The sequence below is a fragment of the Pontibacter fetidus genome, assembly GCF_010119545.1.
Classification (GTDB): Bacteria; Bacteroidota; Bacteroidia; order Cytophagales; family Hymenobacteraceae; genus Pontibacter; species Pontibacter fetidus.
This window is the reverse complement of the sequence record NZ_JAAEAA010000008.1, coordinates 42027-66494: the sequence shown is the minus strand read 5'-3', so window position 1 is coordinate 66494 and position 24468 is coordinate 42027. Positions and strand designations below refer to the sequence as shown.

20 protein-coding genes are annotated in these 24468 nt (G+C 46.3%); 13 read left to right on the top strand and 7 right to left on the bottom strand.

The genetic code is table 11. From position 1 onward, the window contains the following. Positions 1 to 139: 139 nt before the first annotated feature. From GWO68_RS07830 to GWO68_RS07815, 4 genes are all read left to right on the top strand, one after another. The gene (locus GWO68_RS07830; RefSeq protein ID WP_162345877.1) at positions 140 to 580 is read left to right on the top strand and encodes a hypothetical protein; all 441 of its coding nucleotides are present in this window, start codon (positions 140 to 142) and stop codon (positions 578 to 580) included. Positions 581 to 1262: 682 nt separating this feature from the next. Then, positions 1263 to 1697, top strand: coding sequence for a large conductance mechanosensitive channel protein MscL (gene mscL, locus GWO68_RS07825; RefSeq protein ID WP_202923702.1), 435 nt, complete (start codon positions 1263 to 1265; stop codon positions 1695 to 1697). Positions 1698 to 1879: 182 nt separating this feature from the next. Beyond that, the gene (locus GWO68_RS07820) at positions 1880 to 2293 is read left to right on the top strand and encodes a hypothetical protein (RefSeq protein ID WP_162345876.1); all 414 of its coding nucleotides are present in this window, start codon (positions 1880 to 1882) and stop codon (positions 2291 to 2293) included. Between the two features lie 64 nt (positions 2294 to 2357). Continuing rightward, complete coding sequence (locus GWO68_RS07815; protein ID WP_162345875.1) at positions 2358 to 3164, top strand: hypothetical protein; 807 nt, start codon at positions 2358 to 2360, stop codon at positions 3162 to 3164. An 85-nt stretch (positions 3165 to 3249) separates the two neighbouring features. Here GWO68_RS07815 and GWO68_RS07810 read toward each other — a convergent pair whose 3' ends face one another. The 3 genes from GWO68_RS07810 to GWO68_RS07800 all read right to left on the bottom strand — a co-directional run bounded on the left by GWO68_RS07810 (position 3250) and on the right by GWO68_RS07800 (position 7398). Then, complete coding sequence (locus GWO68_RS07810) at positions 3250 to 3441, bottom strand: cold-shock protein (protein WP_162345874.1); 192 nt, start codon at positions 3439 to 3441, stop codon at positions 3250 to 3252. Positions 3442 to 3750: 309 nt separating this feature from the next. After that, the gene (locus tag GWO68_RS07805; RefSeq protein WP_162345873.1) at positions 3751 to 6189 is read right to left on the bottom strand and encodes an outer membrane beta-barrel family protein; all 2439 of its coding nucleotides are present in this window, start codon (positions 6187 to 6189) and stop codon (positions 3751 to 3753) included. Between the two features lie 306 nt (positions 6190 to 6495). After that, positions 6496 to 7398: a DUF3575 domain-containing protein gene (locus tag GWO68_RS07800; RefSeq protein WP_235941986.1), complete on the bottom strand. Its 903-nt coding sequence runs from the start codon at positions 7396 to 7398 to the stop codon at positions 6496 to 6498. A gap of 352 nt (positions 7399 to 7750) precedes the next feature. On the opposite strand from GWO68_RS07800, the gene GWO68_RS07795 reads away from it, so the two are divergent. Then, complete coding sequence (locus GWO68_RS07795; protein ID WP_162345872.1) at positions 7751 to 8461, top strand: response regulator transcription factor; 711 nt, start codon at positions 7751 to 7753, stop codon at positions 8459 to 8461. Between the two features lie 91 nt (positions 8462 to 8552). On the opposite strand, the gene GWO68_RS07790 is transcribed toward GWO68_RS07795, so the two are convergent. From GWO68_RS07790 to GWO68_RS07780, 3 genes are all read right to left on the bottom strand, one after another. Further along, the gene (locus GWO68_RS07790; protein WP_162345871.1) at positions 8553 to 8762 is read right to left on the bottom strand and encodes a response regulator transcription factor; all 210 of its coding nucleotides are present in this window, start codon (positions 8760 to 8762) and stop codon (positions 8553 to 8555) included. 171 nt (positions 8763 to 8933) lie between these two features. After that, positions 8934 to 9389 (bottom strand): hypothetical protein, encoded by a 456-nt coding sequence (locus tag GWO68_RS07785; RefSeq protein WP_162345870.1) that lies wholly within the window; start codon positions 9387 to 9389, stop codon positions 8934 to 8936. Between the two features lie 194 nt (positions 9390 to 9583). Then, the gene (locus GWO68_RS07780; RefSeq protein WP_202923701.1) at positions 9584 to 10042 is read right to left on the bottom strand and encodes a YbhB/YbcL family Raf kinase inhibitor-like protein; all 459 of its coding nucleotides are present in this window, start codon (positions 10040 to 10042) and stop codon (positions 9584 to 9586) included. Positions 10043 to 10422: 380 nt separating this feature from the next. Here GWO68_RS07780 and GWO68_RS07775 point away from each other — a divergent pair, with 380 nt between their 5' ends. Both GWO68_RS07775 and GWO68_RS07770 read left to right on the top strand, forming a co-directional pair. Beyond that, entirely contained in the window at positions 10423 to 10887 is a 465-nt protein-coding gene (locus GWO68_RS07775; RefSeq protein WP_162345869.1) for an Hsp20/alpha crystallin family protein, read from the top strand. Positions 10888 to 11489: 602 nt separating this feature from the next. Then, positions 11490 to 17996 carry a malectin domain-containing carbohydrate-binding protein gene (locus tag GWO68_RS07770; RefSeq protein ID WP_162345868.1) on the top strand — a complete coding sequence of 2169 codons (6507 nt, stop codon included), beginning with the start codon at positions 11490 to 11492 and terminating at the stop codon, positions 17994 to 17996. A gap of 106 nt (positions 17997 to 18102) precedes the next feature. Here GWO68_RS07770 and GWO68_RS07765 read toward each other — a convergent pair whose 3' ends face one another. Continuing rightward, positions 18103 to 18411 (bottom strand): hypothetical protein, encoded by a 309-nt coding sequence (locus tag GWO68_RS07765; protein WP_202923700.1) that lies wholly within the window; start codon positions 18409 to 18411, stop codon positions 18103 to 18105. A 303-nt stretch (positions 18412 to 18714) separates the two neighbouring features. Here GWO68_RS07765 and GWO68_RS07760 point away from each other — a divergent pair, with 303 nt between their 5' ends. The 6 genes from GWO68_RS07760 (at position 18715) to GWO68_RS07735 (ending at position 24467) form a co-directional block, all read left to right on the top strand. Further along, entirely contained in the window at positions 18715 to 19275 is a 561-nt protein-coding gene (locus GWO68_RS07760; protein ID WP_235941985.1) for a c-type cytochrome, read from the top strand. 38 nt (positions 19276 to 19313) lie between these two features. Beyond that, positions 19314 to 21359, top strand: coding sequence for a Sec-dependent nitrous-oxide reductase (nosZ, locus tag GWO68_RS07755; RefSeq protein WP_162345867.1), 2046 nt, complete (start codon positions 19314 to 19316; stop codon positions 21357 to 21359). Between the two features lie 86 nt (positions 21360 to 21445). Next, a complete protein-coding gene (locus GWO68_RS07750; protein WP_162345866.1) occupies positions 21446 to 22057 on the top strand; it encodes a hypothetical protein in 612 nt (203 codons plus the stop codon). Further along, entirely contained in the window at positions 22054 to 22515 is a 462-nt protein-coding gene (locus GWO68_RS07745) for a nitrous oxide reductase accessory protein NosL (RefSeq protein WP_162345865.1), read from the top strand. Before GWO68_RS07750 ends, GWO68_RS07745 begins: the two co-directional genes overlap by 4 nt. Next, a complete protein-coding gene (locus tag GWO68_RS07740; protein ID WP_162345864.1) occupies positions 22499 to 23797 on the top strand; it encodes a nitrous oxide reductase family maturation protein NosD in 1299 nt (432 codons plus the stop codon). The genes GWO68_RS07745 and GWO68_RS07740 overlap by 17 nt, the downstream gene beginning before the upstream one ends. Then, the gene (locus GWO68_RS07735; protein WP_162345863.1) at positions 23760 to 24467 is read left to right on the top strand and encodes an ABC transporter ATP-binding protein; all 708 of its coding nucleotides are present in this window, start codon (positions 23760 to 23762) and stop codon (positions 24465 to 24467) included. The genes GWO68_RS07740 and GWO68_RS07735 overlap by 38 nt, the downstream gene beginning before the upstream one ends. Position 24468 lies beyond the last annotated feature (1 nt).

Here is a 24468-nt window from a genome sequence, read left to right as displayed (position 1 = left end):
CCAGAAAATTGTATTTGCCTGCGAACACTTTTAGCCCTGGCTTTCCGTTTATCCGTAACTATAACTTAACATTTTTCTGTTCTATTTAACTATGGTCCAATTTTACTGTAACAAGTAGTACAACTTCATTTCCGAAAGTATGGCAGCATCATTGCACCTCCAAGATTATTATGTAGAAAAAATAGTACCTGAATACCATCTTTTCTATACCTCTTTTCATTATCCTTTAGACCATAGTCAGTTTAAGGAGGCTATGTTGCATATCGTAGATCTTATAAACAAGCATAAGCTCGAATACTGGCTGTTAGATGCCTCTTCCATCAGTTTTACCCTGCAGGACCAGCGCTGGGCCGTTGAGAGCCTGGGCCTTTTGCTGCGCGGTACGCCACTTAAGTGTGTAGCCATGGTGCGCCGCGAAGACCTGTTCCTGGAAATGGCCGCTGAAAACATGCGCGAAAAGATTTACAGCCTCTATGGTCACCAGATCCTGCTTGAGCATTTTCTGAATACCGAAGATGCCCTGAACTGGCTTTACCCAGGTGTGCCTTTAAAAAAAGTGTTACCTGCTGTGCGTCATTAATTTCCAACCTGTTTCAAGCCTTATCTGTAACTTCTATCCTGCTTACTGCTGGCAATTACTATAGCACCGACAAACTGGTGCAACTATAAACTGCAAACCAGACTCCAACTATAGTTATGTCGGTGGCGAGGTTACCTTACTATGTTGCAGGCTGTAACTTCCCTCAATAGCTAAAGCTGTAAACACTTAATGGCCTATCGCTAACTATAGGCTACTTATCTACTCCTTGTTCTTTCGGCGCAAAAAGATATTCTGATACAGCTTATGCTATAGCCAGTTTGTGTCAGAATTATAGGTACTACCTTAATACTATCTTCAGATTTGTAATTGCCGGACTGTGCGGTTACTATAGCCTTTAGCCTGTGCCTTTCTGTTTGTTAAAATACTATAGACTAAAGCTTGCCGAATACAACATTTATGCTATATTTACGTATCGTGATGTTGATATAGAAGCGAGAAGTGTGCCTGCCTTATTGCTGTACCGAAAAGCTTTTCAGCGTTTTGCATCATAGCTATAGTTGCAGCTTTTGCTTCGTGTTTCCATCAGAAAGTATAGCTATAGCAGTGTATTGTTAGTGAGCACGCGCGGCCTTGCTTGTTAAACCAGGTCATTTAAGCTGCTGAAAATATTTCTGTATCTGTGTTATTACTAAACCACATATAAAACTAAACGATCCGATTTATGGGAATGATTAAGGAATTTAAGGAATTTGCCCTGCGTGGCAACGTTATGGACCTGGCCATTGGTATCATCATTGGTGCTGCGTTCAGCGGGCTGGTAAACTCCGTAGTTAACGACCTTTTTATGCCGCTGGTAGGCAGCCTCATCGGCGACATGGATTTCTCGAACCTGTATGTGCCCCTTTCATCTGAAGTGCCCTCCGGCCTTGCTCTGGAAGAAGCCCGTAAACTGGGAGCTGTATTTGCCTGGGGTAACTTTATTACCGTACTGTTAAACTTCCTTATCCTGGCACTCATTATTTTCATGATCATAAAAGGCATGAACCGCCTGATGCGCAAAAAAGCAGCCGCTCCGGATGTGCCGCCAGCACCGACCAAAGAAGAAGTGCTGCTTACCGAAATGCGCGACGCCCTGCGCCAGATCGCATCCAGGTAGTTATAGTTTAGGGCTTTTTGCTAAAGGCTGCTTTCGCACGGGTTGTGAAGGCAGCCTTTTTTAATGGCCTGATCTTGGGCAATGTTATGCTTATGTAACCTAACCTGGTATATGTAGGGTATTATTTGGAGAAGGTGCCGCCTATTCTGTAACTTTACAACTGTTATTACAAACTTAACTACATGCTGCTGCACAAAGACGGATTAATTGAGCTGAACTATGACGTGAAGTGGGATGTTTTGTCGGTTCGCTGGCCCGACCTGAACGGCATTACCATCTCCGAGCTCGAGTTTTCGTTTGCCAAACTGATAGATACCCTGCGCCATTACGACATCAAAAACATGCTGATAGATACCACCGCCAGCAAAGTGTCTGAGATTACGCAGGAGCAGCACCTTAGCTTGCTGATAAGGTTTGTAAAACTTGTAATGACCACGCGCCTTCAAAAGCTTGCCCGCATAGAGACCGCTGACGCCGGTCGCGAAAATGTAGTGGATATTGCCGCCGAAGAAGCCATAAACCGCCTGGGCATCCAGTTCGATTTCCGCAATTTTTCGGATGAAGTATCGGCCCTTGAGTGGCTGAAACAGGCATAATACTATACCAGAACCTATCCTTTAGTTTCTGTCCTGCTTAACAGGTTTGCACCCAGACTACGTTATGAAATCAAGACTTATCTGCCTTTTACTTTTGTTGTGTGGCACAACCGCCTGCCTAGAGCTCGGCTCTGATACGGAGAAAGCAACACCTAAAACCGAGTGCCAGGTAATAAGCAGCAACACCAGTTTTAGCCGTTACGGAAGCAACTATAGCTATAACCTGATTTATACATTTAACAGCGCAGGCCTGCTTACCCACATCTCCAGTCCCGATACATCTGCTGTAAACATCCGCTTTGGCTACGATGCACAGCAAAGGCTTATAACCGAACAATTTGCCTCCTATACCTGGACCAGCACTTACAACGAGCAGGGGCAACTGGCAAAACAAACCCGTAGCTTTGAGGTTTCGGAGGGCAGGTTTGAGATTTACTTTCTGGAGCACTACTACAACCTTGCCGGCAAACTGGCAGAGTCGCGATACTATGCCCAGGAGCCTAACGGCGATGTGTTGCTTTATACTTACCATTATAGTTACACCGACGGCAAAATGAGCGGCATCGAGAAACTTTCGGCCCAGGACAGCCGCCACTACAAAGCCACCTTTACAACCGACGACCGCAAAAAGCCGCTGCCTTCACTATCCATGCACCTGCTCTTTATGTTCCGCGACGAACACCTGCCGGTAATGGGCATATTGCCAGGCAACATCACCAGTTTTACCAACCTTCAGGCAACCGACGACCCTGACTTTGAAGCCTACACCACCAATATTACCTATAACGATGCAGGTTACCCAACTACTATAGTTAAAACTTATGCCGGTGGCGGTACCGAGCGCACTGTTTATACCTATAGTTGCCGTTAAAAAACTATAGCCAACTATAGAAATACAAAAAGGGCTCACCATGCGGTGAGCCCTTTTTGTTGATGCTTGCAATTATATTTTTATACTAAGCACGCTTTACGTTTACAGCGTTTAGTCCTTTTCTACCTTCCTGCAATTCAAATGTTACTCTGTCGTTTTCTCTTACTTCATCAATCAATCCAGTAACGTGTACGAAGTACTCTTTTTCTGAATTTTCATCCTTGATGAAACCAAAACCTTTTTCGTTGTTGAAGAATTTTACTGTTCCGTTATTCATATTGTTGTTAAATTATACACCTACTACACCAATCAATTTGAAAATGTTCAGATTTTTTTTGAATTATTTAAATTTCAGCTGATAAAGTGCCTTTAAATGCACGGCAGGCTATTTTAATTTATGCACATTTTCAGTTTTGGGTGTAATAACAGGTGCTGAAGTTGTTGCAATTGTGTTTCTTTTATGCCTTAAATAGCCGCCTTTAGTATAACGCCTGACTTAGTTTTCTATTTTAAAATAAACTATAAACCCGGCGGCTCATCTATAGTAATTGGTAAGGCCGCCGGGTTTATAGTTTGCTGTGTATCGTTAGTTGCCGGTTCTGTTCAGCTCATCGAGGTTAACGTTACGCTTCTTGCTTTCGAAAGCTTTGCCTTTGTTAAAGTTGTAGCGCAGGTGTAAACGCACACTCTGTAAGCCGTGGTATTGGTTTATCCTGTTCGAGTTGCCATCTACCATGGTATCTATCTTTAACTGGCGACTTTTAAAAATATCGGTCACGTTCATGGTCACGGTCAGCTTGTCTTCCATAAACGATTTCTTCAGGCCGGCATCCAGCCACCATTGGTCACCGAACTCAAACAAACCATACACGCCAGGGCCCTGGTAAGCGCCGTTCACTTCTAGGCGCACGCCTTTTGGTAACAGTATGTTGTGGCTGCTTTGTGTGGTAAAGTTAAGTTGCTCGTTGGTCTGGCTAAAGTCGTCTATCTTTACAGTAAAGTGCTGGTAGGCCAGCGTTGCGTTATTATTGATCTCCCATTTACCAGGCACCACCCGGATAGGCGCAACCAGTGTCGCGTTTATACTTGTAAAATCATCCATGTTGCGGCGCTCAAACACGGTCTGGTTTTTTTCTTTGTAATATACCGGTACCTCGCCTATAAAGTCTTTGGTTACAGCATAGCCCAGCACCAGGTTATAGGTCTTTTTAAACAGCTGGGTTACTTCAAACGAGTTCGTGTACTGCGACTTCAGGTAAGGGTTGCCGGTTGCAAGCGTGTTAGGGTCAATGTAAAAAACGAACGGGTTCAGGTGGCCATAGTATGGTCTGCTGATGCGGCGGCTATACTTGTAACCAACCTGGTAGTTTTCGCTAACCTGCTGCTGCACAAATACACTCGGGAAAAAGTCCAGGTAACTGCGGTCGTTTGGTTTATTCAGGCCTTTGGCATCGCCTTCGGCCTGTGTGTGCTCAGCGCGCAGGCCCGCCTGTAGTTTCCAGGTTTCGCCAAAGCTGGTGGCATAGTTTGCGTACGCGGCCAGTATATCTTCTGTGAACACAAAGTGGCTGCTGCGGTCTTTTAATAAGGTTTGTACACCATCGTTTACAGCATAAAAGCGAAGCTCGTTATCCGATACCACATGGCTGAACTTTGCTCCTAGTTCCATTTTACCTTTTTTGCCAAGGGCCTGTGCATAGTCGGTTTTAGCGGAGTAGATATTGTAGTGTGTCGGATTTTTGGTGGCAAATTGGTTTACAAAAGCCGGGTCGTCAGCATTCAGGCGCTCAAAGCTGTGTATCATGGCCGTCTCATCGGTATTACTAATGGTAGCATAATCTGCGTCGGCGGTAAGGGTAGCACCTTTTGTACCGGGCTTACCAGTATAGTGCAGGTTAAACGTGCTGTTATAGTAGGTGCCGTTGGCATTGGTGGTGGACAGGATCAATGTGTCGTTAGCCGGGTTGGCATCCCGCAAGAAGCCCCTGGTAAAAAAGGTATTGGTATTATCAGAATACTGCAGGTTGGCTACCACACCCACGCTGTGCTTGTCGTTCAGATCGTAGTCGGTGGCGACGCGTAGCGTAGGCGACAGGCGGCGTCCTTCTTCGCGGCCATCCTGCGTCAACGACTTTTTGCCGGTCTTGCTATTCACGATGCGGGCCGTTTCTACATCCCTGAAACGCGGGCGTCGCGACAGATCGGCATTTACGGAGGTGTTCCATTTGCCATTTTTCAGGTTCAGGTTTCCGCCCGTAGTGTAAGCGTGCAGTTGGTTATACTGGTAGCCGGCATACACACCGCCATTCAGGCCAAACAGTTGGTTCTTTTTAAGGTTGATGTTGATGATACCCGAGGTGCCTTCCGCATCATACTTAGACGATGGGTTGGTGATGATCTCCAGGTCTTTCAGGTTTTCGGCAGACATGCCCTGTAGCAGGTTTTGCAGGTCCTTTCCGCTTAGGTACGAAGGTTTTCCGTTCAGCAGTATCTGTACCCCGCCTTTGCCGTTCAGGGTAATGTTACCGTCCTGGTCTACCCAAACCCCCGGCGATTTTTCGAGCACCTCATAGGCGGTGCTGCCGGTTGCCAGGGCTGTTCCTTCTACGCTCACCACCATTTTATCAGCCTCATTAACTATAGTTGGCCGCAACGCCTGCACCGTTACTTCCTTCAGCACCTTGGCATCCGCTTTTAACTGTAGTTTACCAAAGTCTCTTGCTATAGTTGGGCCACTTACCTCAAAAGGAGTACTCTGGTAAGTAATGTAGCCCAGGCTGTTTACCTTCAGCAGGTACGTTCCTTTGGCCGGTGTCTTAATTTTAAAGTTGCCATCCATGTCGGCGATGGCGCCGGTAACTACAGCCGATGTGGCCGCATTAAGTACGGCTACATTTGCAAAGCCAATACCTGCGTTTTTTTCATCGGCTATAGTTCCGGTTAGCATGCCATCCGGTTGGGCATAGGTTTTTGCTGAAAAACTGCAGAGCAGTACAAACAGCAGGAGGTAGTACATTTTTTTCATAGTAGTATTTTGCGTGTGTTGTAAAATGATGGAGCAAATATATACTAAGGTACTTTGTTATGCAAGGTACTGTTGCGTTTTAAAACTAACATTAAGCTAAACCTCCGGATTTTGCCGGCGAACCTCACAGGTTTCCGGACGAACAAGCGATATATTTGCAGTAAGAGATGGGAAACTATAGGAGGGCTATAAAAAAGTAAAGGCCACCCAACAGGGTGGCCTTTAGCTTATAGGGTAAGGGTTTAAAGAAAAAAAATCAGCGCGAAAGTATAGCTATCGTTTTATAAGATTGGGGTTCTTACAATATTAAAAGGCTATACCAATGTTAAAGCCAAGTCCGCGGATGCCGCCGAACGGGCTGTTTACTTTACCAAACATACCGTTGTCGTTTACGGTAGCGTCAATATATTTTCTGTCGCCGTTGCTGGCTATATCTTCAATCTCAGCTTCCAGGTCGGCTTTTTCTTCCTGAGACAAAGCTCTCAGGTCTGTTTTGCCGGTCAGGTCGCCGGTCAGTTTTCCGTAATGGCCGCCAACTATGTACCAGTCAAATGTTACGCGTTTGGCAATAAGCCATTGCGCACCCAGCATAACACCACCGCCAAAACCGTTTAGCTTTGCAACTATAGGCACATCAATATCCTGGCCAGCATCGGCTTCATATACATAAGTATGCGACAGGTTCATGGTTGTATAGCGGCCATATAACGAAGCGTAAAAGCCGCGGGCACCCGGTTTTTTTCCAGTGTAAAAACGTATTTCGCCGGTAATGGCATTAGACGAAACATTGGCGTTGTCCAGTATTTCCGTAATGTCTTCGCCTTCCGTGTTATCACCAGTTTCTGAATCGATCTCAGCCAATTCAATCCCTTTCTTTATCAGGGGAATATCGCCTGCTTTTGAGTCTGGAAGGATGCTGTAGCCGCCAACCAAAGTAATTTTGCGGGCAATGGCGCGCTCATAACTGAAACTATAGTTGCTGAATGCCAGCGACGACAGGTTCATTTTAACGCCGTTCTTCCTGAAAACTTCTGTGTCCATGGCCTGGGCAGCTGGCGAAGCAGGAGTCACAGCAGCAGCAGCAGGCAGCGTAGTTTGCAGGGAGGTGGTAGAGTCTACTGACAGGACAGGGGTGGCTGTAGTATCGGTCTGTGCTACGCAGATCCCGAAAGAGAGGCAGCACGCTAACGTGGTAAACAGGTGTTTCATACGCAGAAGCAGATTTTAATTTTAGTTGATGTATAAGTTAAGTTTATGTTATACTAGTGGTGTTATAAATTATATATACAAAGTTATATATAATTCTGTTACTATTTATACCAAGCATAAATAAGGTGCACGATGCCAAAATACCGTAACCTGCTGATATACAAGATTTATTTTTTAGATTTTCATAGTTGGGTTGCCCCGGGAGGCTGCAAAGGTCAGTAGATTTAGGAGCATTAGGAATACCCACTTTTGAGTATTTACAGGAGGTAGTGAGATAATATGCGTAATTAATGTCAGGGAATAATTTAAAATAAATATAAAATATAGTATATTTATTGATAACTGATCTCCTATGAAACAAACAGACACGCACCCTGCTTCTAATTCCGAAAATTCGCTGGAAGAGCGTATCCGGCTTAAAATTGACAGTATTGCAGCACTTGCCGATGACCTGCCTGCCGTGGTTATCATCCACAACTTTCAGAAAGGCATGTCGGTGGAGTACATTTCGCCGCGCGGTGTCCGGGAACTTGGCTTTACAGTAGAGCAGATCCGCGAAATGGGCGAGGAATACCATTCCAAATTCTTTAACCAGGAGGATATTCCGGAGCAGATAGCAAAAATGACAGACCTGCTGCAGAAAAACAGCGACGAAGAGATTGCATCGCTTTTCCAGCAGGTGCGTGCCTCCGAAAATCATCCCTGGGCCTGGCACCTGACTACTATAAAAATACTGATGCGTGATGACGAGGGAAAAGTGCTGCTCACCATTGCGCTTGCCTTCCCGATAGACCCTTTGCACCATGTTACGGCTAAGGTAGCGCGGCTGCTGGATGAGAATATATTTCTGCGCAAGAACTATAGCCGGTTCAGTAAACTATCGGCAAGGGAGAAAGAGATTCTAAAATATATTGCTTTGGGCAAAAGTGCAGCAGAATGTGCAGAGGAGCTGTTCATTTCTGTGACAACCGTAGAAACGCACCGGCGCAACCTCAAGAAAAAGCTTGGCACCAGTTCCTCCTTCGAGATCAGCCAGTATGCCCGCGCTTTCGATCTGATTTAGCCCAGCTCAGAAACCGTAAACAAAAATGCGCGGCAGTATGGTTGCCCCGCATGGTTTGTATAGTAATCTAAATGTTAATAGTTGAACAGTCTTACGAGATAATGGCCTCGCGGTAGGCCCAGTTTATAAGCTGGTATGTGCTTACAAAGCCCTGTTTCAGAAGCATATTCCGGATATCCGCTTTCACGGCTTCCTCCGTTATCAGAAGCTGCCTGCTGATATCGGTTTCCGGGTGGCCGTCGGCAAGCAGGTATAGTATCTGCTGTTCCCGTGGACTCAATAGTTGCACGTTTCTTTCCATACCTAACGTCTTAAACTATACAGTAAGTATAAAATTACCAGCCTGGCCGGTTTACTATAAAGTTGTAACTTTATTTACGGAAGTGCAATACTTACTTTCGATGATTTTTACAGAACGGGCTTACTACTAATACAACAGCAGCTTAAAAGTATAGTGCAGCATTTGAGTTGGTTATAAGGTGTGATTAGTGTTTGGTACCAGTATTTTGGCCGGCAAACGATAAAACTGCATGTTCGGTATCAGCCAGGCCAGCGCTTCTTCTTCTGTCTCAAAAATCTCCATAAACTTTGTTTTCCCGAAAATACGGTACGCCTTTTCGCGTAAGGAAAGCAGCACAGGGTAATGCAATGAATTGGCAGGAACAACGGTTGCAATATATTTTATAGGGCTCTGTGTAAGCATCAGCCCAAAATCTTCAGCTACCCATTTCTGGTCTTCCAGGGCGCGTGGCGAAAGGTGGGTACTGTTCTGGAGCCACCGCGTTATCGCATTATCTTTTATCAGCTCGTAAGTATACTTCAGGCCTGACTGGTATTCGGCATTATTTACATCGCGCAGCCATTTGCCGTACAGCAGTTTTTTGTCTGCATCTAACCTGAACTCTATAAAATCAAATGGGTTCTCCATAGTAGTAAGCCGGCTGGCATGTTACGTAAAACTAATGATTAACTATAGTTGCACGGCACTACCTGCCATATAGCTGTTATAGTTATACTTATAATAATACAACAGTAAATATAACTAACTTATAACTACATAAGCAAGCCCATTTGTTTACGTTAAGTATGCCAGGATGTGTAGCTATAGTTGGTGGCTATAGGTTAGGAAGCATGGCTATACAGCCCCATTAACTCTCCTGATCCTATTACATGATACTCCATTGCTTTCAGTAATTCCTCGCGGGTGCTTCCGGTTGGTAACTCCAATGTTGTATCGAGAGCATAAACCCTGAAAAAGTAGCGGTGAATACCAATAGGAGGGCAGGGACCCTGGTAGTTTGTCGTTCCAAAATCGTTTATGCCCATAGTTCCTGCCTCACTTTTCTCTGCAATGTTAGTACCTGGGGCAATATCCCATACAAGCCAATGCGTCCAGGTGCCGGCCGGTGCATCGGGGTCATCCATTATCAAAGCCAGCGAGCGGGTGTCCGGTGGTATATCATTCAGTTCCAGGGCAGGATTAACGTTTTCACCATCGCAGGTATAGCGAGTAGGTATAGTGTCGCCGGCCTCAAACGACGGGCTTTTCAGAAGCATTTTCAGGAGAGTTGCCTGTTCCATAAAATTATAAGTGGTAAAAGTGTATGTGCAGCAGCCATTGTGCTAAACCGTTAAGCTATAGTATAAGCAGAGGGAATTTGCCGGGGGGTATAGTGCCTTGCCAAATAACGTAGGGTAAAGGCATACTGTCTATACGTTTGCTGTGGCGTTTCATACTGCTAATTGCTACTTAAATTTAGTGGATGTGTACTTGCACCGATTTTTACTTACGAACTATAGTTACCAACCTTAAATAGGTGTGATGTGTTGCCTTGTTAACACGCTGTAAAACAAGGTGTATTGGCTTAAAAATATCAACCTCCGGATTTTTTAACTCGTATAGCAAGATAGGTGAAGTATAACTATAGCTTCAAATTATATAATCTTAAACAGGAGGTAAAATGAAATCGTTATCAAGAAGAGAAGAACAGAAACCGGCCCAGCGCAACATGTTCTCTAACTTTTTCAGCGACATAGATCGTATGTTCGACGATGATATGTTTTTGATGCCCATGCACCTGAGCCGTTTTGGCAACAGTAACTTACCTGCCGCCAACATCCGCGAAACAGATAAGGACTATAACATTGAGCTCGCCGTGCCTGGCATGAAACGCGATGACTTTACAATAGAAGTAGACGAAAATATGATCTCGATCAGCAGCGAAAAAGAAGAGAACATAAACGAGGATAAAGAAAACTACCAGCGCCGCGAGTACAACTATAGCTCGTTTAGTCGTTCGTTCCGGTTGCCGGAAGCCGTAAAAGCCGACAGTATTAAAGCTCAGTACGATAACGGGGTGCTACACATAAAAGTACCTAAAGCAGAGCAGAACGTACAGCGCAAAAAACGCATTAATGTAGACTAACAGCAGGCATATTATAATCTAAATATTTAAAACCGGGGTTTACTAAAAGTAGCTCCGGTTATTTTTTTGTACATACTTATCTGCCGCGACTTATATTATATATACGGAAGCTGTGATAAACAGAATAGTTCAATTTGTTTAACAACATATAGTTGCACTGATTTATAGTAATATTAAAACTTAAACAGACTGATTAGCGTACTTTTTACAACTAACCTTTGTTTTTTTATAAGTTTATCAAGTTTTTAATTTGTGTCATTTTGAAGCTGCCGATTGTTGCTTGTTTTAATCGTACAATTCTTCCAATGCTTCTCATTTTACACTTGTAACACTAATGAGCAGGGAGGTGGCATCTGTGCAAACTATAGCCAGGCTGTAGTAAAGCAGGGAATACATGCTTCGGGCTTTCACACAAATTGCATGTTATGGAAAACATCTGTGCTCTTTTCATATTTCTTTTGCTGGCCTCAATTCCTGCATCTCCCGGAAAAATTGTCCAGACCATAGCGTGCACTATAAATTATTCCGGCAACTATAACAGCTACGGCACTGCATAGCCGGTTTTACAAAAAAACCTCCAACCCACCTTACCCTCTAACAATATGAAATATAACTTTACTATTGCTTTTAAAGGATCATCTTTTGTTTATAGTTTACTCATTATACTTTGCAGCGGCTTATCTGCCAGGGCTATTCAAAATGCTTTCAATACATATACCAAACCAGAAAATACACGCGTAGCAGCTGCCGATAACCAGCAATTTAATTTTGCAACCAGTAATCTGATCGGGGCAGAAATTGTAAATCCAACGTCGCTGCAGTTTGGGCCCGACGAAAGGCTTTATGTTTCGCAACAGGACGGCATCATAAAAGCATTTACCATTAACCGCCAGGCATCAAACAACTATAGCGTTAGCGCTACCGAAACGATAGACCTTATAAACCGCATACCTAACCACAACGACGATGGTTCCCTGGCCCCGGATATAACAACCCGACAGGTTACCGGCATTTTGCTTACCGGCACCCGGGAGAACCCTGTGCTGTATGTTTCATCAAGCGACAGCCGCATTGGCGGGCCGGAGGGCGATACCAACCTCGATACTAACTCCGGTATTATTTCGCGGCTGACATGGTCGGGCAGTTCGTGGGTTAAGGTAGACCTGGTGCGCGGCCTGCCCCGCTCCGAAGAGAACCATTCCAACAACGGCATGCAGCTTGATAAACAGACCAATACCTTGTATGTAGCAATAGGTGGGGCAACTAATGCAGGTTCGCCATCGGTAAATTTTGCTTACTGCAGCGAGTTTGCTTTGGCTGCGGCTATAGTTTCAGTAGACCTGAATACCATAGACGCCATGCCTGTAAAAGGTAGCGGGGATACTGCATATGTTTACGACCTGCCAACCCTGGATGACCCGAGCCGTCCGAACAACCCCGACGGGACAGACCCGAACGATCCTTTTGGGGGAAATGACGGCCTTAACCAGGCTAAAATTGTTCCGGGAGGACCGGTGCAGATCTACGCGCCCGGTTTCCGGAATGCCTATGACCTGGTGATTACAGAATCGCGCCGCATGTATACCGTAGATAACGGAGCAAACCAGGGCTGGGGTGGCTACCCCGATAAGGAAGGAGCTGACGGAACTGTAACCAATAACTATGTAGAAGGCGAACCAGGCTCTACCGGCCCCGGCGTTAACGATCCGCAGGTGAATAACCTGGATAATTTTCATTACATCGGCCACCTCGACAGTTATGTTCCCAACTCATATTATGGCGGGCATCCAACACCAATCAGGGCAAACCCGGCTGGCGCAGGCTGGTATACTTATAGCAATAACAAAGGCGTTTGGCGCACCAGCAAAACTGGCCTAAACCCACTGCCTGCCGACTGGCCGCCACTCCCTCTGGATATGGCCAACCCGATAGAGGGAGATTACCAGGCCCCCGGTGAAACTAATAGTGCCCTGCTGACTTTTGTAAACTCTACAAATGGCATTGCCGAATACCGGGCTACAAACTTTAACGGCGCCCTGAAAGGGAGCCTGCTGACTGCAAGTTTTGACGGCGCTATTTACCTTATAAACCTTACAGCAGATGGTACCGATGTAACTAACCATCGCGCTGCAGATAACAAGCTGAACGAAGCAACTCCTTTTGCAACAGGTTTTGGAGCTATCCCGCTGGATGTGATCGCACAGGCTGATGATGAGATATTTCCGGGTACAGTGTGGGCTGCAACCTATGGCGATCATGCCATTACCATTTTTGAACCCCAGGATTTTTTTGAATGCAGCGGTGCTTACACAACTATAGATGAGGACAAGGACGGGTATACAAATGCCGATGAGATAGATAACAATACCAATCCTTGCTCCGGGGCAAGCAAGCCCCGCGATTTAGACGGCGATTTGATCTCTGACCTGAACGACCCGGATGATGACAACGATGACATTGGAGACAACCTGGATTATTTTGCCATAGATGCACAGAACGGGAAAGCCACAAATCTGCCTGTAAAGTATGATTTGTTCAATAATAACCCCGGCACGGGACTTTTCGGGGTAGGTTTTACCGGCCTGATGACCAACCAGAAACCGGACAACAACTATAGCAAACTATACGATAACGGTAACCTGATTGCCGGCGGAGCAGTGGGCGCTTTTACGGTAGTTAATGTGAGTAGCGGCGACGCCCTCGGAACACAGAACAACCAGGAAAATGCTTTTCAGTTTGGGGTAAATGTAAGCGCATCTACAGGTCCTTTTACTGTTCGGTCACGCATGCTGGGCTCTTTCTTTAATAACCGCGCCCCTGTAAACGGGCAGTCGCAGGGGTTATTTATTGGCACCGGCGACCAGGATAATTATTTTAGTATCAGCCTGAATGCAAACGGAGGCGTCGGAGGAATAAAAGTGATACACGAAAATGGGGGAGAGCCTGTAAGTTACCAGTATCTACTTGCAGCAGGTATCCCAACTTCAACAATAGATCTTTATCTGTCCGTTGACCCTGTAGCCGGTTTTGTACAGCCAAAATACAGCGCCGACGGAGGTCCGGAGATTGCGTTAGGCGAACCTATTCAGCTAAAAGGAGACCTGTTGCAAACTCTTCAGGGTACCGATGCATTGGCCGTTGGTATTGTTTCAACTACAGGCGGCGCTTCAGCATTTACTGCCACCTGGGATTACCTGTATATCACCACCGACCCAGTACAGGTTTCAGGCTCTTGGAACGAAATTACAGCTGCATCTGGTACGCCTGTTGCGCGCCACGAGAGTTCTTTTGTGCAGGCTGGTGATAAATTCTACCTGATGGGCGGGCGTGGCATCAAACCGGTGCAAGCGTATATTCCTTCTTCCAAAACCTGGACAGATCATGCGCAGACACCAATAGAACTGCATCACTTCCAAGCTGTTACATTAGATGGGCTTATCTATGTGGCAGGCGCTTTTACAGGCGGCTATCCTTACGAAACGCCAGTACCACATCTTTATATCTACGATCCGGTAAAAAATACCTGGATACAGGGTCCGGCCATACCAGAAAACCGATTACGCGGCTCGGCGGGTGCTGTAGTATATAACAAAAAGCTTTACCTGGTAGGGGGCCTTACCGACGGGCATAATTCCGGTCATGTAACCTGGTTTGACGAATACGACCCTGCAACAAATACCTGGAAAACAATGCCTGATGCACCCAGAGCACGCGACCATTTTCATGCGGCTATAGTTCATAACAAACTATACTTGGCAGGGGGCAGGCGCTCGTCTTACGGCACCGGCGAAACCTTCAGCCTGACAGTGCCCGAAGTTGATGTTTTTGATTTTGCAACCGGAACGTGGCAAACCTTACCTGCCGCAAGCAACATACCTACACCGCGTGCCGGCACCACTACTGCTGTGCTCGGTGAAGAAGTTATAGTGATAGGCGGGGAAAGCGTAGCCCAGACCCAGGCCCACCAAGAAGTTGAAGCGCTTAACATAAACAACCATACCTGGCGACGGCTTGCCAACCTGCAGCAGGGGCGGCATGGCATGCAGGCTATCGTAAACAACAACGGAATTTATGTGGCAGCAGGATCGGGGCAGCAGGGAGGCGAACCGGAGCTTAATACCCAGGAAGGCTTTTATATGTTTGCGCCATCCCAGCCTACCGGCACTGCGCTTTCAGCCGGATCGCTGGTAGCACCTTCAGCATTAAATTTTGGGGCATCAGCAGGTACAAAAATAATTGCAATTGCAAATAATGGCACAAACCAGGCAGTTGTAGTAACCGGTTTAACTATAAGCGGCTCTTCTGATTTTAGACTGAAAGAGGCAGTAGCATTCCCATTTATAGTTGCACCGGGAGCCAGTAGAAATATTGAAGTTAACTTTACTCCACAAACTACAGGCGAACAGTTTGCTACTTTAACCCTGCAACATTCCGGGTCAGGCGGTAGTGTAACAGTAGCACTTTCGGGCGGTGAAACTGCACCTACACAGCCTTCCACAGTGCTTCGCATAAACGCAGGTGGCAGCCAACTAACCAACTCCATCGGCACCTTCTCAGCGGATAACTACTTCGTGCCAGTACCTGGCTTTACATACACTAACGCAGTAGCCATTGCCGGAACTTTAGACGATGCCATGTACCAGACCGAGCGCAGTTCAGTAGCAGACAATGGTTCCTTCAGCTATAGTATCCCGGTGGAAAATGGCCAGTACACGGTAAAGCTACATTTCGCGGAACTGTTCTGGTGGGATCAAGGCCAGCGCGTGTTCGATGTGAGCGCAGAAGGTGTGAAGGTGCTCGATAACTATGATATCGTGCAGAAAGCAGGCGCTTCGGAAAAAGCCGTGGTGGAAACGCTAACCGTAAATGTAGCGGACGGAAAACTCGACCTTTTCTTTACTGCAGCCATTGCGGAAGGAGGCAAGAACCGGCCAAAAGTTTCAGCTATCGAAGTGCTGGGCACAGGTCCTGCGCCAAACCAGCCACCTGTAGCCAATGCCGGTCCCGATAAAACCATAACCCTACCCACTAACAGTGTGCAGCTTACCGGTTCCGGCACCGATGCCGATGGTAGTATTGCAGCCTATAGCTGGTCGCAGGTTAGCGGGCCAAATACGGCTACGTTCAGCAGCAAAACTATAGCCCAGCCAACTATAAGTAACCTGGTGCAGGGCAGCTATAGTTTCAGCCTGCTAGTTACGGATGATAAGGGGTTAGTCAGCGAAGCCGACCAGGTTATAGTTACCGTGAATCCTGCATCAACACAACAAACAGCTATAGTCCGGATTAACTCCGGTGGCGGGCAGCTTACGAACTCCATTGGCACTTTCGCAGCAGACAATTATTTCTCGCCGAGCCCTGGTTTTACATACACCAATGCTGTGGCCATTGCCGGAACTTTAGACGATGCCATATACCAGACCGAGCGCAGTACTACAACAGACAATGGTTCCTTCAGCTATAGTATTCCGTTAAGCAACGGTCAGTACACAGTTAAGCTACATTTTGCAGAACTGTTCTGGTGGGATCAAGGCCAGCGCGTGTTCGATGTGAGCGCAGAAGGTGTGAAGGTGCTCGATAACTATGATATTGTACAGAAAGCAGGCACTTCGGAAAAAGCCGTAGTGGAGACCATAACCGTAAATGTTACAGATGGGAAGCTTGACCTCTTCTTTACTGCGGCAACTACAGAAGGAGGCATAAACAGGCCGAAGGTCTCGGCGATAGAAGTGCTAAGTTCAGGTCCGGCTCCGAACCAGCTACCAATAGCCAACGCCGGGCCAGACCAGACCGTAACGGCTGCTTCGGATGGTTTTGCAAGCGTACAGCTAAACGGCAGTGCTTCTTATGATCCTGACGGTACGATAATAGCCTATAAATGGACCAAGGGAAGCACACAGCTTTCAACTAATGTTTCCTTTAATATCAGTCTGGCAACGGGCACGCATACCTTCACGCTTACAGTTACCGACGATAAGGGTGTCACAGCTTCAGATGATGTGGTTGTAACTATAAATGCTGCCACTGCAAACCAACCACCTATAGCCAATGCAGGTCCCGATAAAACCATAACCTTACCAACTAACAGTGTGCAGCTTACCGGTTCCGGCACCGATGCCGATGGCAGTATTGCAGCCTATAGCTGGTCGCAGGTAAGCGGCCCGAACACCGCCACTTTCAGCAGCAAAACTATAGCCCAGCCAACTATAAGTAACCTGGTGCAGGGCAGCTATAGTTTCAGCCTGGCAGTTACGGATGATAAAGGTTTAGCCAGCGCAGCCGACCAGGTTATAGTTACCGTGAATCCTGCACCAACAAAACCAACAGCTATAGTTCGTATCAACGCAGGCGGCAGCCAGGTCAGCAATTCAATCGGCACTTTCGCAGCAGACAATTATTTCTCGCCGGCGCCTGGTTTCACATACTCCAGCGACGCACCTATTGCCGGCACTACCGACGATGCCATGTACCAGACCGAGCGCATTTCAGCATCAGACAACGGTTCTTTCAGCTATAGTATCCCGGTGGAAAATGGCCAGTACACGGTAAAGCTGCATTTCGCGGAACTGTTCTGGTGGGATCAAGGTCAGCGCGTGTTCGATGTGAGTGCAGAAGGCGTGAAGGTGCTCGATAACTATGATATTGTGCAGAAAGCAGGGGACTCGGAAAAAGCCGTGTTAGAAACGATAACCGTAAATGTAGCGGACGGAAAACTCGACCTTTTCTTTAGTGCAGCCATAGCGGAAGGAGGCAAGAACCGGCCAAAAGTTTCAGCTATCGAAGTGCTGGGCACAAGTTCAGTTTCAAGCGCGACTACTATAGCTACTTTATCTAAGGCATCTACAGTCTCAGGTCTGCAGGTTTATCCCAATCCTGGAAAGGGAGACATGGTTAAAGTTGATGTGGAAGGCTTTGAAGCAGGCGAAGCAGTTATGCTGAAACTATACGATATGAACGGCCGGGAGCTTTATACCGAAACACTTACTACCGACCTGCATGGAAACGCAAACACAGACCTTAAACCAGAAAGGCAACTTAACAGTGGTGTTTACCTTATCAGGGCACAATCAGAAAAACATAAAGCCACTGTAAAACTTGTTATACTATAGTTCTGATCACGAGTTCTGATCACGCCTCATTTTTTACCTTTAAACAAAAGCCCCGCCTATAGTTGGCCGGGGCTTTTGTTTTAAAAGAGTAAGTAAAGCGCTTGTCTTAACGACGGTTGCCTTTATCCACTTTATCGTGGCCTTCTACTTTTACGATCTTGTTATATAAACCAAGCAGCAGGAATGGGGCAGGCCACTGACCTACAAAAAGGGCTTCATCGTCCTTCTTCATAATTTTAAGTGTAGCCGATACTGCCATAGATCCCAGCGCTGCCCATAAAAATAAATCAGATGGTAGCTTGGCAGTATATTCTTCTATAGTTCGGGCAACAGGGCCTTCTCTGTGGTCCGGGTTCATTCTGTCGGCTTTATTCTTCAGATCCTGTGCTTCCTTTTTCAAATCTTGTGTTTCCATAGTTTGTTATAGTTTATAGTGTAAAACTGTATTGCATTAAAAAAACGGATAAGTAGCCTTAAAGTTTACCGTATTGCCAAATTCATAATACAACCAAGGAAAAATATAGTAAAAATAACCTACAGTTTTACCAGACGTACCATAAGCTTATTGTTCAGAGAAGCCATTATACAAGAAAAGATGACAAAGGTCATTAATAAAAGAGATAAAGGTCTTTTAATAGGTGCAGATTGAAGCATACTTTTGCTATGTAAACAATCACCACCCTATGTTTATACACTTACAATTTAAGTTTTAAAAATCATGAAAAACCAGATTAACAAAGTAACAACCTCCCTAACTACTGACTTACTGAAGTCTGTGAAACTTGGTATGATGGCAATGTTTTTCAGCGCCGCTCTTTTCAGCTGCTCATCAGGTGAGAACGAGAACCAGGGTGCCGATGCAGCCGAAGAGCCAGGCCTGGCACAAGAGCAGACTACCGATGAAGCTGCAGCCACAGAAGAAACAGCTGCTGCCGATGATGGCAAAGGCGTAGGCCCTGTAACTACTGTAGAAGTAGGCGCTGACATTGACGAAGCCCTTGCCGGTACCGGTAAAACTTTGTTCGAAGGTAAATGCTCTGCCTGCCACCAGTTATCTGACCAGAAAGTTGTTGGTCCTGGCCTGGCTGGTGTTACCGAGCGTCGCAAACCAGAGTGGATCATGAACATGATCATCAACCCTGAAGAAATGACCAAGCAGGACCCGACTGCTAAAAAACTGTTAGCTGAGCACTTAACTCAGATGACAAACCAGAACGTTAACGAGCAGGATGCAAGAGCTATACTTGAATTCCTGAGAAAGAACGACAAAGCTAGCTAAGCTTTAAAAAAAGAAACAATAGCTAAATAATCCATCATATGGAAACTCTGATCAATAAACTAAAAACCGCAGCGCCTAAGGCCGCCCTGCTGATGGCTATCGCGGCCGGCTCAGCGCTGCAAAGCTGTTCCAAGTCAGATGGTAGCGGCAACGGTGGTGCCACCGCCGATGCCCTGTCTTCTGATGCTGCTTCGGCAGTGTATGTAGCACCAGGCAAGCACGATGAGTTATACTCCTTCCTGTCAGGTGGCTTTAACGGACAGGTGTCTGTGTACGGCATACCTTCCGGCCGATTGTTAAAGATCATACCGGTGTTCTCGCAGCACGCCGAGAACGGTTATGGTTACAACGAGGAAACCAAGGCCATGCTGAACACCTCGCACGGTTTTGTGCCCTGGGATGACCTGCACCACCCTAAACTGTCCCGTGCAAACGGAACAACCGACGGGCGCTGGTTATTCGTGAATGGTAACAACACGCCACGCGTTGCCCGTATCGACCTGAAAACGTTCGAGACTGTGGAGATCATGGAGATACCTAACTCTGCTGGTAACCACTGCTCGCCTTATCCAACCAACAACAACGAGTATGTAATTGCAGGTACCCGTTTCTCTGTTCCGCTGGATATGAAAGGTGGTACAAGCGATGTGTCGCTGGAGAATTACGAAAAAGAATTCCGTGGCTCTATCTCTTTCATCAAGATCGATCCGAAAGAAGGCGACATGGAGCTTGATTTCCAGATTCTGGTACCAGGTTTCGACTACGACTTAGCTAACGGTGGCAAAGGCCCTTCAGAAGACTGGGTATTCTTTACAACGTATAACTCTGAAAAAGCCGGTACATTAAAAGAGATTGGTGCTTCTCAGAACGATAAGGATTACCTGGCTGCAATTAACTGGAAACTGGCTGCCAAGTATGCCAAAGAAGGTAAACTGCACGAAATGCCGGCTAACTACTATCACAACAAAATGGATAAGGGCACGCATACTGCCAAATCTACTGTGAAGAAAAATGTACGTTACCTGCTGCCGGAAGAGTGCCCTGGTATGATGTACCTGCTGCCTGCACCTAAATCACCACACGGTATCGACGTAGACCCATCAGGTGAGTTTATGGTTGTAAGTGGTAAACTGGCCTCAGCTATTCCGGTGTTCTCTTTTGCTAAAATGCAGGATGCTATCAAAAACAAAGCGTTCGATGGTGAGAAAAACGGTATCCCAGTACTTAAGTACGAGTCTGTACTGAAAGGCGAAGTAAAAGAGCCGGGCTTAGGACCATTGCACACTGAGTTTGACGGCAAAGGCAACGCCTATACTTCAATGTTCGTGTCTTCTGAAGTTGTAAAATGGAAACTGAACGACCTGAAAGTGGTAGACAGAATTCCGGTATACTATTCAGTTGGTCACTTAATGATACCTGGTGGCGATACAAAAGAGCCATATGGCAAGTACCTGGTTGCGATGAACAAGATCACAAAAGACCGTTACCTGCCAACCGGACCTGAGTTAGCGCACGCTGCCCAGCTGATCGACATCTCTGGCGAGAAAATGAAACTGCTGCTTGACTTCCCGACTGTTGCTGAACCACACTACGCCCAGGCTATAGTTGCCAACAAGGTGGCGCCAAACAGTGTTAAGTTCCACAAACTGGATGAGAACAAGCACCCGCAGGCAGCTAGAAAAGAAAGCGAAGCCAATGTAACCCGCAAAGGCAATGTAGTACACGCGAAGATGACCTCTATCCGAAGCCACTTTACACCAGATAACATTGAAGGTGTGCAGGTTGGAGATACCGTTTACTTCCACGTAACTAACCTGGAGCAGGACTGGGATGTACCACACGGATTTGCCGTAATGGGTGCCAACACTTCAGAAACCCTGATTATGCCAGGCGCTACACAAACCCTGAAATGGGTACCTAAAAAAGCAGGTGTTTACCCAATGTACTGCACTGACTTCTGCTCTGCGCTGCACCAGGAAATGCAGGGATACATCAGGGTATCTCCAAAAGGATCCAACGTGCCGATCAAATTCTCGACCGGTAAAAAGAAACAGAATATTCCAGGAGTAGCATCAACTAAATAGTGCTTTAACTGGGCAAATCAGCGGAGGTTGCCCCCGGTAGCCTCCGCTGAATTTTTTTAAAACATTTCACCTTAACCTATAAAAGGATGAAAGCTTTTCACAGAGTGCTGATGATCATTGCGGCACTATCCCTTGGCTTGCTGTTTTTATTCCCGATGTGGAAGATCTACCTCAAAGCCCCCCAATACCCCGAAGGTCTTGAAATGCATATTTGGGTAAACAAAATATCCGGCAGTTCAGAAAGTGTCCTTCAAAACTTCAATATCCTGAACCACTACATTGGTATGGAACCGATCCATGCAGAGTCTTTTGCTGAGCTCAAATTTATGCCTTACATCGTGATCGCGTTTATGATTACCGGTGTACTGATAGCACTGATAGGCAAACGAAACTTAGCCGGGGCCTGGACGGGACTATTAATGGGAGCCGGTGCAGCCGGTATATTCGATTTTTATCTATGGCTGGTTAAATTCGGTACCAACTTAAGCCCGCAAGCGCCTATAAAAGTACCCGGCATGACCTATATTCCGCCGCTGCTTGGCCGTAAAACGTTGCTTAATTTTGAGGCCCTTTCGTTACCGGCCCTGGGCAGTTTAGGCATCTTCCTGGCAATTTTATTTGGTATACTTGCCTTTTATCTGAGCTACAGAACAGCCAAAAAAAAAGTAGCAAATACACCAGTACATTCAGCCGCATGAAACCAGTTGCAACTATAGTTGGCCTTTTGTTGATACTTTGTGTTATAGTTAGCTGTGCACCAGAGCAAAAACCCATACCGTATGGCGCTGCCAACTGTGCGCATTGCAACATGACCGTAGCCGATAACCGGTACGGGGCCGAACTGGTAAACGACAAAGGCAAAGCTTACTTTTTCGACTCGGCGGAGTGTTTGATGGCTTATGTAAACGAGCAACCCGAGCTGGCCGAAAAAGCTGCCTTTTTACTGGTAAGTGATTTTACTAACCCCGGTAACCTGACAGATGCCAAAAATGCACAATACCTGCAATCTAAAGCGCTGCCAAGCCCAATGGGATTTTACATGACGGCCGTAGCCGATAAAGCTGCAGCCACAAAAATGCAACAGGAGTATGGCGGGCGCCTGCTAACCTGGAACGAAGCGGTTAAAGCCGTTAAAAATAATGAAAAACCCGAATAAACATATTTTAACTATAGTAAGCACTTTGGTGATGCTGCTGTGGGCTCCTCTTGCTTTCGGCAGTACACTTAAGGTGTGTCAGTCCTGTACCTACACGTCGGTAAAACAGGCGGTAAAAAAGGCAAAGGCCGGCGATACCGTGCTGATACAGGGAGGTGTGTACCGGGAACATGGAATTGTAATTGATAAACCGCTGACGGTACTTGGTCAGAACAAGCCGGTGATAGACGGAAACTATAAAGGCCAGATAATAACGGTTGTAGCAGACAATGTAACTATAGAAGGCCTTACCCTTAAAAATATTAAAACCAGTTACCGCCAGGATGATGCCGCCATCCGCGTGGTAGAACGTAGCAACATCCGCATCCTGAACAACATTATCCTGAATACATACTTTGGTATTTACCTGCAAAACTCCGATAACTGCGTGATAAAAGGAAATGTGGTGAGCGGTCGCGATGTAACAGGCTTAAACGAATCGGCGCTGGGCAATGCCATACACTTATGGTACTGCAACAACGCCGACATCAGCAACAACAAAGTAAGCGGCCACCGCGACGGCATATACCTGGAGTTTGTGCAGGACAGCGAAGTAAAGAATAACCTGAGCCAGCTTAACTTGCGCTACGGGCTGCACTTCATGTTCTCGGATGGCAACGTGTACACGCATAACACCTTCCGTAAAAACGGTGCCGGCGTGGCCGTTATGTATACCCACAACATCCGGATGGAGCATAACACGTTTGAAGGTAACTGGGGTGCTGCCGCCTATGGTTTGTTATTAAAAGAGATAACAGCCAGCGTTATTAAAAGTAACACGTTCCGAAGAAATACCACCGGCATTTACATGGAAAGCTCCAGCCGCCTGGATATACAAAAGAACGAATTTGACAAGAACGGCTGGGCCATACGGTTACTGAGCAGCTGCATAGATGATACCTTTAAGCTGAACAACTTTACAGGTAACTCTTTTGATGTGAGCACAAACGGCAACTCCAATATGAACCACTTCGAGAACAACTACTGGGACAAGTATACTGGCTACGACCTGGATAAAAACAGGGTAGGAGATGTGCCGTATCGCCCGGTTAGCCTGTACTCGATGCTGGTAGAGAAAGTGCCGCCATCTGTTATGTTTATGCGTAGCTTTATGGTGGATATGCTGGATAACATTGAAAAAGTGCTGCCGAGCTTTATACCGGAAAGCCTGATAGATGAACAGCCGATGATGAGGAAGATAGATTATGATAACGATAGAAAACTTACGCAAGTCGTACGGTAAGCTGCAGGTTCTGAAAGATATCAACGTCAGTTTTGGCGCTGGCAGGGTTATATCTATTATCGGACCTAACGGCTCTGGCAAAACCACCATGAGCAAAGCTATACTTGGCATGGTGCTGCCCGACAGCGGCGATATTAAAGTTAACGGCGAAAGTATAGTTAAAAAACACGCCTACCGCAGCCAGATAGGCTACATGCCACAAATTGGCCGCTACCCCGAAAACATGAAAATCCGCCAGGTGATCGATATGATCCGCGACATACGGAAAGATGTGAAGCAGGCAGATGAAGAGCTGATCGGGTTGTATGGGCTGAAAGACATGTATGAAAAGCGCATGGGGTCCTTATCGGGTGGTACCAAGCAGAAGGTAAGTGCCGCACTTGCCTTTATGTTTAACCCGCAGATTCTGATCCTGGACGAACCAACCGCCGGCCTCGACCCGATCTCAGCAGAGATACTGAAAAGCAAAATACTGAAAGAAAAGAAGAAAGGGAAGCTTATACTTATCACATCCCATATTATGAGCGAGGTGGAAGAAGTAGCCGATGAAGTGATGTGCCTGGTAGACGGACAAGTGAAGTTCCATGAAACGATAGCTGACATTAAACTGCAGACGCAGGAAAGCCGTCTGAGCCGCGCCATTGCCAAAATTCTGAACGAGGAGGACTAAG